7 protein-coding genes and 1 other RNA gene are annotated in these 9,221 nt (G+C 51.1%); 1 reads left to right on the top strand and 7 read right to left on the bottom strand.

All coding sequences use genetic code 11. From position 1 onward, the window contains the following. Positions 1 to 396: 396 nt before the first annotated feature. The 6 genes from B2Y11_RS01860 to B2Y11_RS01835 all read right to left on the bottom strand — a co-directional run bounded on the left by B2Y11_RS01860 (position 397) and on the right by B2Y11_RS01835 (position 6,735). The gene (locus B2Y11_RS01860) at positions 397 to 1,200 is read right to left on the bottom strand and encodes an energy transducer TonB (protein ID WP_291055428.1); all 804 of its coding nucleotides are present in this window, start codon (positions 1,198 to 1,200) and stop codon (positions 397 to 399) included. A gap of 12 nt (positions 1,201 to 1,212) precedes the next feature. Continuing rightward, positions 1,213 to 1,632: an ExbD/TolR family protein gene (locus B2Y11_RS01855; RefSeq protein ID WP_291055426.1), complete on the bottom strand. Its 420-nt coding sequence runs from the start codon at positions 1,630 to 1,632 to the stop codon at positions 1,213 to 1,215. Further along, entirely contained in the window at positions 1,629 to 2,237 is a 609-nt protein-coding gene (locus B2Y11_RS01850; protein WP_291055423.1) for a MotA/TolQ/ExbB proton channel family protein, read from the bottom strand. Before B2Y11_RS01850 ends, B2Y11_RS01855 begins: the two co-directional genes overlap by 4 nt. A gap of 170 nt (positions 2,238 to 2,407) precedes the next feature. Further along, positions 2,408 to 4,579 carry a Tex family protein gene (locus tag B2Y11_RS01845; protein ID WP_291055420.1) on the bottom strand — a complete coding sequence of 724 codons (2,172 nt, stop codon included), beginning with the start codon at positions 4,577 to 4,579 and terminating at the stop codon, positions 2,408 to 2,410. A gap of 275 nt (positions 4,580 to 4,854) precedes the next feature. Further along, positions 4,855 to 5,652 (bottom strand): undecaprenyl-diphosphate phosphatase, encoded by a 798-nt coding sequence (locus B2Y11_RS01840; RefSeq protein ID WP_291055417.1) that lies wholly within the window; start codon positions 5,650 to 5,652, stop codon positions 4,855 to 4,857. A 21-nt stretch (positions 5,653 to 5,673) separates the two neighbouring features. After that, complete coding sequence (locus B2Y11_RS01835; RefSeq protein ID WP_291055414.1) at positions 5,674 to 6,735, bottom strand: hypothetical protein; 1,062 nt, start codon at positions 6,733 to 6,735, stop codon at positions 5,674 to 5,676. Positions 6,736 to 7,274: 539 nt separating this feature from the next. Here B2Y11_RS01835 and putP point away from each other — a divergent pair. Continuing rightward, entirely contained in the window at positions 7,275 to 8,759 is a 1,485-nt protein-coding gene (putP, locus tag B2Y11_RS01830; protein WP_291055411.1) for a sodium/proline symporter PutP, read from the top strand. Positions 8,760 to 9,017: 258 nt separating this feature from the next. Here the strand turns inward: putP and rnpB are convergent. Further along, positions 9,018 to 9,221: RNase P RNA component class A (rnpB, locus tag B2Y11_RS01825), an RNA gene on the bottom strand; the annotation flags it as partial.

Below are 9,221 nucleotides of genomic sequence, written 5' to 3'. Positions count from 1 at the left end.
GTTCCTTAACTAAGTAGCATTGCTATTCAGGGGGGAGAATAAACCGCTCTATACTTCCCTGTAGACTCATGTGGCACACTGCTGAGCGTCCATAGTGCCCCCGAACAGGGGGAATTGTGGTGGCTGCGCCACCAAAGGGGGTGCGACTTTCCATCGCCCGCCAGGGCAGCCCCCTGGTTTTACTAGCTCACTAGCCCACTAGTACACCAACTCACCAACTCACTATACCATCCCGGTCGGCAGGAAGGAATGACGTATCAGCAAGTATAAATTACATAAAAGCCGTATTCAATGGCTCTTAATTCCTCTATCATTTCAAAAAGCAGTGGAAAATACATAAATTCACCACTGCTTCTTTTCATATGTATATGAACTTATCTTCATATGTATATGAACTTATCCGTTCAAATTAAATGTAATGGGTACTCTGGAGTTGGCTGTCACCGGGGTGCCATTCTGTTTGGCCGGCACAAACCGCCAGCTGTAGACAGCAGAAACGGCTGCACTGTCCAGGGTGCTGTTACCGGAGGAACTTTCCACCCAGGCACTGGATACGGAGCCATCGGTGGAGACTGTCATACCAACCACGGTGGTGCCGGAAATGCCGGCCCTTCTGGCAGATTCGGGATAGCTGGGTGCCGGTGCACTGAGAATCTGTATACCGGTGGTTTCACCGCCGCCGCTTTCCCCTCCGGAACCGTTTCCGTCGCCATTCCCATCACCGCTTCCGCTGCCGCCCCCGCTGCCAGAACCGGTGCCGCTTCCTGTGCCGGTACCGTTACCGGTGCCGGTGCCGCCTCCACTTCCTCCGCCGCTTCCGCCGGAATTAGAATCAGAAGCAGACTGGCTGTCACCGGATGAAGAAGACATCTCGGAAGACGAGTCCTGGTGCGGTGCGATTTCATGCACATCATCAGCTGCCGCTTCATCTGACTCGGAAGGGACTGCAGGAGGAGGTGCAGTGGGAGTTGCCTTCGCCTCATGGATTTGCGGAAGCTCTTCAGCAGCGGAATTTCCTCCGCCTCCGCCTCCACCGCCACCGCCGCCGATGTCGGAAACCAAATCCACCTCGATTGGTTCACGTTCGGGCTGGGGCGGCGCAAAAAGAGCCATCAGCCCTGTTAACGCGCCAAAAATCGCTATCTGGCACAGAAAGGACAATCCAAAGGCAGAGGACCAACGGTACTTAGTCGTACGCATGGGACCACCTCTTTACTGATTCTGACCGGTCTTCGACTCTGTAGCAATCCCCACCTTGCTGATACCTACAGATTTCAACTGGTCAAGTACAAATACAAAATCTCCATGTTCCGATTTCGAATCAGCCCGAAGCACCACTGCCAGATCAGGATTCCTTCCTTTTTCGATTTCCATACGCCGCCGGAAATCATCTTTGGCAATCTTTTCCTTCTCCACGTAGATCGTGCCGTCGGAAGTAATGCTGATGGGAATCGTCTGCTCCACATTCACTTTAGCCGTAGCCGTCTGTGGAAGATTGAGGTTGATGGACTTCTGCACCACCATGGAAAGCATGCTCATCATGAAGAAAACCAGAAGGAAGAAAATGATATCAATCATAGGGATAATCATAATCTTCGGTTTCTTCTCCACATTCATCGATTCCAGTTTCATTCTGTCTTCGCCTCAACGATTGCCAAATACAGGGTCCCCAGTTTTTCCATCTGGGAAACGAAATTGCTTACCTGCTGTGACAGGTAGGTATAGGCAATGAGGGCAATGATAGCCACGAAAAGACCGGTGGCCGTGCAGACAAGAGCCTCCGCCACGCCGCCGGTAACGGCAAAGGGCTGGCCATTGGACACAGAAAACACATTGAAGGAGCCGATCATACCGATAACCGTGCCCAGAAGGCCCATCAGAGGCGACAAGGTAACGATAACATCCAGATAATTCAGATAATTCTTCAGAAGACCTGCCGCATGGGATGCCGCCCCTTCAATGAGAGAAGTCTGATCCACTTTCAGATTCATATGCTCAACACCTGCCAGCACCACGGAAGCCGGAATGCCTCCGTCCTTCTCAAGCAGAGCCTTCAGCCCCGCGTAATCCCCTCTTTCCAGAAATTCAGGAATCTCCCTGGCAAGCTGGTCTACATGAGAACGGTTGGCCCGATAAAAGCGGAACCTTTCGATAAAAATAGCAATAACAATAAAAGAGCAGAGAATCAGCGGATACATCATAAACCCGCCGGCTTTGAATAAATGCAAGAAATCCATCAAATGCCTCCTGAAAACGAAATAAAATGATTAGATAATACTTGGACATCTCTAACATTCACATCAAGACTATCATTTTAAAAGCGATTAGTCAAATAATATTTCTTTAATTCTTTCTATATTAATTTCTTATAATCAAGATGAGATCAGGGAAGCAATGAAATTTTCTCCTACTGCTTCACTCCCTTCAGGGAGAGACTGATACGGTTTCTTTTTTCATCCACCTGAATAATCTTCACCTTCAGGATATCCCCTACGGCAAGCACATCGGAGGGATGGTTCACCCGGTGTTCCCCCATCTGGGACACATGGAGGAGACCGTCGTGGTGGAGGCCTATGTCTATGAAGGCGCCGAAGTCGGTAATGTTGCGGACCGTGCCTTTCATGATGGTGCCTTCCTTGATTTCGGAAATGTCGGTAATCGAGGAGCGGGTCAGGGGCTGGGGCAGGTCGGCTCTGGGGTCGCGGCCGGGGCTGACCAAGGCGTCCAGGATGTCGTGGACTGTAGGAAGTCCGGCGGAGAGTTTTTCCGCCATTTCTTTTTCATTCACCCCGGGCCTCTCTTTACGGAGGCGGGCGATTTCCTTTTCATCCTTTAAATCATCGGGCACCATGTGGAAAAGGGCAAGGATTTTTTCCGCCAGGCCGTAGGATTCAGGATGGATGGATGTATTGTCGAAGGGGCTCTTTCCGTTTCTGATGCGGAGGAAACCGGCACACTGGGTGAAGGCGACAGGTCCCAGACGGGGCACCTTGAGGAGGGTGCGGCGGCTTCCGAAGGGGCCGTTTTCATATCTGTAGGCCACGATATTTCCTGCCACAGCGGCGCTGATGCCTGCGATATGGGAAAGAAGGGATGGGCTGGCGGTATTGAGATCCACGCCTACGTGGTTGACGGCGTCCTCAATGACCGCGTCCAGTGATTCTCCCAGAAGTTTCTGGTTCACATCGTGCTGGTACTGCCCCACGCCAATGGCCTTGGGGTCGATTTTTACCAGTTCCGCCAGGGGATCCTGTACCCGGCGGGCGATGGAAACGGCGCCGCGGATAGTGACATCATACTCCGGCAGCTCCTTCCTTGCCAGTTCGGAGGCAGAGTAAACGGAGGCGCCAGCTTCACTGGTGATGAGGTAGTGCACATCCAGATGGTTTTTAGTAATCAGATTGGAAACGAATTTCTCTGTTTCATAGGAAGCAGTTCCATTTCCCATAGAAATCAGGGTCACGCCATGTTTCCGGATAAGGGAAAGTACTTTCCTTTCCGCCATCTGCCTTTCCCCTTCTGATTTCGTTACCTGGATGACGCCGTGATCAAGCACCCGTCCGGTGGCATCCACCACAGCCATCTTGCAGCCGGTGCGGTAGCCCGGGTCAAGCCCCAGCACCCGGTAGCCCGCAAGGGGCGGCTGGAGCAGAAGCTGCTTTAAATTCATGCCGAAAACTTTGATAGCCTGCTTTTCCGCTTCCTCTGTCATCCGGTTCCGAATTTCCCTTTCCAAAGCAGGAAGAAGGAGCCTTTTATATCCATCCTCTATGGCACCGTGCAGTTCTTCCCTGAAAATGGAGGGGCCTTTATAGTATTTTCTGAAAATCCCCTCTATAGCCTGTTCATGATCGAAATCCATATGAACTTTGAGAAGTCCCAGTTTTTCGCCGCGGTTCATGGCCAAAACGCGGTGGGAAGGCATACGGCGCAGCATTTCACTGTGATCCTTGTACATAAGGAATGTGGATGCCCCTTCTTTGGATTCATCCAGTTCCGTTTCAATCATGCCTTTTTTCCACAGGCGGCTCCGTATGTCCTGACGAAGAGACGCATCTTCCATGATTTCCTCCGCCAGAATATCCCGGGCGCCGGAAAGCGCCTCTTCCGGTGTATTGACATCTTTCTCCGGATTGACAAAGGAAATCGCATAGGAAAGGGCAGTCCCCCTCTTTTCCTTCTGCTCCCTTATAGCCTTTGCCAGACCGGCCAGGCCCCTTTCCCTGGCCTTGGACGCTCGGGTAGCCCGTTTCTGCCGATAGGGCAGGTACAGATCCTCCAGCTCCTGCAGCTTCACCGCCTTCGTAATCCTGTCACGAAGAGAGGCCGTAAGCTTTCCCTGCTCCTCGATTTTGGAAAGGATTTCCTCCTGCCGCTTCACAAAGTTTCTGAGGTAAGCCGCCCTTTCCGACACAAGACGTACCTGCTCATCGGTGAGGGAACCGGTCACTTCCTTCCGGTACCGGGCAATAAAGGGAACCGTATTCCCCTCATCCAAGAGTTCCATGGTTTTGACCACCTGCTGTGAAGAAATGGAAAGTTCCTGTCCTATGATTTTCGGGATGTCCGTCGTAAGCATATGTCCTCCTGAAATGAAAATATAGTTCTCTGCTTCCCCTATCTTACCATACCCTTGAGGAAAAAATACCAATGAAAAGAAAGTGGAATCCGTGCTTCCTCAAGTCCCTATGGACAATCCCGGCATTCTTCAGGATGACTTTGGGAGGCGGGCCCGGTCAGCCGCAATATTTCTATCGTTTATCATCTTATCCAAAAGCGCCGCAAGCGTCCTCTCTCTATTACCAATAAAAAAACAGCACTCCGAAAAAGGAATGCTGTTTCTATTTCATATTCTTACCAGAAATAAACCAGGGCGAAGGCTGCCACGAAGAAACGGTAAATGGCAAAGCCGGTGAGGGTGGATGTATTCAGGAATTTCAGGAACCAGAGGATGGACGCATAGGCCACCACGAAGGCGGTGACGAAACCTACGGCCAGGATTCCCAGGTCTCCCATGGAAAGGCTGCCGATGACCTTCAGCAGATCATAGAAGCAAGCCAGGAACATGAGGGGCACTGCCATGATGAAGGTGAAGTCGGCGCCTGCCTTTCGGGAAATGCCGAGCAGAAGGCTTCCGGCAATGGTGCTGCCGCTCCGGGAAAAGCCGGGCCACAGGGACAGGCACTGGAAGAGACCGATAAGGAAAGCCTGTTTTGTGGAAATCTTATCCACGTTCGTCACTTCAAATTCCTTCCCTTTTCTTGTCTTTTCCGCCACAATCATGAAAACGCCGCCCAGCACCAGACCGATGATAACGGTGGTGGGGCTGAAAAGATGGTGCTTAATAAAGCCATGGAAGAGAAGGCCCGTGAGGCAGGCAGGGAACATGGACACGCAGAGATTAAACACAGAGGGCCCCTTCCTGCGGAACCAGTGATGGGTATTCAGGATAAAAGTGAATTTCTGCCGGTATACCACCAATACGGAAAGGATGGCCCCCAGCTGGATAAATACATCAAAAAGGTCTGCCAGGGTGCCTTCAAACCCCAGCATGTGACCTACAATAATCATATGACCGGTAGAAGAAACAGGGACATATTCCGTGAGACCTTCTACAATACCAACAACTAACGCACAGAAATATTCGTACACACTAACACCTCAAACGGTTCTTTACTTCGTGGGATTCATGGCACTGACAATGCCTTCCACCTTATTTTTTGAAAAATTAATAATCAGCACATTGCTCTTTCCCTTGGAAAAGTAAATGTAAGACGTCTTTGGCTCACTGCCGGATACATTCATTTCCAGACGATGGGGCTTCCCGTAAAGCAGCTCCACCGTAGACACATCATCCCCCAGCGTGAGTCCCCGGGACGTGACCATGCGCTTATCCGTAAGGAAAAGGGCGGAAATGATGGAACTCCTCACCGTCAGACGGACAGCATACCCCGGGAAATAGAGGATTTCCTCCCTGGGATTGGCCATCTTCTTTTCCCATTCCTCAAAGGAATGGGGCTTAAACGTACTTCCCAGCTCATAGCCGGCCATGCGGAAATCCTTATCCCCCAGGAAAAGCTTTCCCTCGCCGTCAAGATAGGACAAATCTTCCTTATTCACAGGCCCCGTCAAAAGAGACATACGGATGGAAGAAACCTGATCCCCCTTCACAGTGAAAACCATTTCCCTGTTTCCAAGGCCATAGCGGAAATCAAAAGACTGTCCCTTACCATCCCAGAGAACAGCAAGGGGCCTGCCATACGCACGGATCAGATTCTCCCGGCCAGTACCAACCCCTACATTTCTAGGAGTCACTGCAGCCGGTCCGGCGGCCAGGATTTCAGACACCCCTTTGCCGGGGAAAACAAAATCCTTCGGCAGATCCGCCCGCCCGGAATAGGAAAGAAGGAAAGGGGCTGTCCTCTTGACGGTCAGATCCTTAAAAACATAGGAATCCCTGGTATTCTCATGGATTGTCTTTTCCGGCAACCCCTTCCGATGGATAACCGATGAAATGGAATCTCCCAAGGATACACCATGCACCTGGAAATCGCTGTCGGAAAGAGGAGTGTCGGAAATCGGTAAAAGCAGAGCCTCCGCCCCTGTCAACGGCAGCTCCGCCGTAGTACCGGTCCCCACCGCAGCAGGATGAGCCGCCTCAGCAGCGGAAACACTCAAGACACTGCAGGCAGAAACAGCCGCGGCCAGCAGCGCCGCCTTCAATTTATATTTCATGGGCAGTCTCCTTTTAATCTAAAAAGTACCTGGACGCAAAGGTACTAGTTCATTATGATAGCCCAGATGATATATGTCAAGTATAAAAGGGGCCGCGCCTGACGGCGCAGGTTGTGTAGAAGGGTTGTGTAGAAAGGGGCGAAGAAAGGTTCAGAGGATTCCCTCCTCCATTTATTGTGCCCTCGCTACATCGGGGGAAAGGTGGTGCCGCAGGCACCAAAGGGGAGGCGACTTTCCCCCGCCCTCCAGGGCGGCTCCCTGGTCTTACTAGCTCACTAGCTCACTAGTACACCAACTCACCAGCCCACTCCACTCTGCTGCAGTCGAAATGACGATGTGGGAGCCTTAACCGTTATTTTACAAACGAATGGCTTATACAGGAAATATTCCTTCTCTTCCTCTTTACATACCTATTAAAATCCGTTATTATTGAAAGAAACACTGTTATCTTTTGATTTTTATATTTCATTAAAATACATAGAAATGTATAAATTTCAAAAGATTTCAAAAATTTGCGAATGTTTGCAGGGGGAAAAGTTATGGATTTGGAAAACAACTGGCCTATAGCGCTGGCCTTTATGCTGTACCTGGTTTTGATGATGAGCATCGGGCTTTATTATTCCCGCAGGCAGAAGAATCTGTCTTCCTACATTTTAGGGGACCGGCAGCTGGGGCCGTGGCTCACCTCCATGAGCGCCGAAGCTTCCGATATGAGCGGCTGGATGCTCATGGGCCTTCCCGGTTATGCCTATCTCCACGGTCTGTCTGCTTTCTGGACGGGCATTGGACTCATTATCGGCACCTGGGCCAACTGGCTCCTTGTTTCCCAGCGTCTTAGAAATTATACGGAAGTGGCCAATAACAGCCTTACCATTCCGGATTACCTGTCCAACCGTTTTGAAGACAGGAAAAACGGCCTGCGTCTCATCTGCGCCCTCTTTATTATTCTTTTCTTTATCATTTATACATCCTCCGGATTTGTGGCAGCAGGGAAGCTCTTCAATACCATTTTCGGCATTCCCTACCTCCATGCCCTTCTCCTCGGCGCCTTCGTGGTGGTATTCTACACCTTCCTGGGCGGCTTCTCTGCCGTAGCCCTCACCGACTTTATCCAGGGCACCATGATGTTCTTCACCGTCATTTATGTACCGGTGGCGGCTACCATCGCCATGGGCGGCCCCATGCCTACCCTGGACATTCTTTCCAAGGAAGGAGCCGATTTCTTCTCCTTCTTCCCGGACTCCACCGGCATGTCCGCTCTTCTAGTCATGATCGTTTCTTCCCTGGGCTGGGGCCTTGGTTACTTCGGCCAGCCCCATATCCTAGTGAAATTCATGGCCATCGGAGACCCGAAGGAATTGAAGAAATCTACACGCATTGCCATGACCTGGGTGCTTCTTTCCCTCACCTTCGCCATTGCCATCGGCGTCGTAGGCAAAGCATACCTCTCCACCCCTCTGGAAAACGCCAATGCAGAGCGTGTCTTCATCCTTATGGCTGAATCCCTGTCCGCCCCCTTCATCACCGGCATCATCTGGTCCGCCATTCTGGCAGCCATTATGAGTACCAGTTCCTCACAGCTTCTGGTCACCTCCTCCGCCGTTTCCCGCGACCTCTTCCAGGCCTTCCTGAAAAAGGATGCCTCTGAAAAAACACTCATCCGCGTGTCCCGTTTAAGCGTCCTTCTGGTTTCCGCCATTGCCGTATATCTGGGAAGCGACCCCAACAGCTATATCTTCTCCATCGTCTCCTACGCCTGGGCCGGATTCGGTGCCTGCTTCGGCGCCACCGTACTCCTCTCCCTCTACTGGAAACGGATGACCTTGAAAGGCGCCTACGCCGGCGTCATCGTAGGCGGCGTCACCGTACTTATCTGGAAACAGTTCGAATGGTTCGGCCTCTATGAACTGGTGCCCGGCTTCTTCTTCTCCATCGCCGCCATCATCATCGTAAGCCTTCTGGATAAGGAACCATCGGAAAACATCAAAGAAACCTTCGAAAAGGCCCTGGCCCTTTCAAAATAAGAAATCTAAAAAGAGGATGTGCAAAAATGATAATCATTTTTGCACATCCTCTTTTGTATGCATTCATGTTCAAAGAAATCTCCCGACGAAGTGAAACCGGTAACATTGTGGAATGAGATTTCTCCACTGCGGTCGAANNGTCGAAATGACGATGGTGTAAAGTTTACGAAACTGATTAAGCCTCCACAATCCTAAATTCGATTCCAGGGAAGCGGCATTAAAAAAAGACCGGAAATGCAATTCCGGTCTTTTTAATTACAGAGCGAGCATTCAATAAGCCGAGTTCTGTCCCGTTTGCACGGTGATGATTATCTGTCTAGCCATCCAATTGCTTGGATGATCAAGCGACGCAACCCGGAAGGTCAGCGGGCAGCCTCAACCCTTCCCTATTCGGTCTTGCTTCAGATGGGGTTTACCAAGCCAGCCGGTCTCCCGACTGCTGGTGCGCTCTTACCGCACCTT

Source organism: Dialister sp. UBA1703 (assembly GCA_002320515.1).
In the GTDB taxonomy this organism is placed as follows: domain Bacteria; phylum Bacillota; class Negativicutes; order Veillonellales; family Dialisteraceae; genus Dialister.
The sequence above is the reverse complement of the archived record's forward strand: the minus strand, read 5'-3'. Positions and strand labels throughout refer to the sequence as shown.